The following is a 625-nucleotide window of genomic DNA, read 5'->3' on the forward strand; positions in this document are numbered from 1 at the left end:
CACACCAGTGTAAGGGATGTTTATGACGAGCAAAGAAACCTTTACCCATTACCAGCCGCAGGGCAACAGTGACCCGGCTCATACCGCAACCGCGCCCGGCGGATTGAGTGCGAAAGCGCCTGCAATGACCCCGCTGATGCTGGACACCTCCAGCCGTAAGCTGGTTGCGTGGGATGGCACCACCGACGGTGCTGCCGTTGGCATTCTTGCGGTTGCTGCTGACCAGACCAGCACCACGCTGACGTTCTACAAGTCCGGCACGTTCCGTTATGAGGATGTGCTCTGGCCGGAGGCTGCCAGCGACGAGACGAAAAAACGGACCGCGTTTGCCGGAACGGCAATCAGCATCGTTTAACTTTACCCTTCATCACTAAAGGCCGCCTGTGCGGCTTTTTTTACGGGATTTTTTTATGTCGATGTACACAACCGCCCAACTGCTGKCGGCAAATGAGCAGAAATTTAAGTTTGATCCGCTGTTTCTGCGTCTCTTTTTCCGTGAGAGCTATCCCTTCACCACGGAGAAAGTCTATCTCTCACAAATTCCGGGACTGGTAAACATGGCGCTGTACGTTTCGCCGATTGTTTCCGGTGAGGTTATCCGTTCCCGTGGCGGCTCCACCTCTGA

At 54.8% G+C, this 625-nt stretch carries 2 protein-coding genes; both read left to right on the forward strand.

The window, feature by feature from the left end; translation table 11 throughout:
• Positions 1 to 22 precede the first annotated feature (22 nt).
• Positions 23 to 355 (forward strand): head decoration protein, encoded by a 333-nt coding sequence (locus DLK05_RS16700; RefSeq protein WP_001297109.1) that lies wholly within the window; start codon positions 23 to 25, stop codon positions 353 to 355.
• 55 nt (positions 356 to 410) lie between these two features.
• A partial coding sequence (locus DLK05_RS16705) for a major capsid protein (protein ID WP_209319945.1) occupies positions 411 to 625 on the forward strand: 215 nt, incomplete at its 3' end.

Source organism: Ancylomarina longa, from assembly GCF_003996985.1.
GTDB lineage: Bacteria > Bacteroidota > Bacteroidia > Bacteroidales > Marinifilaceae > Ancylomarina_A > Ancylomarina_A longa.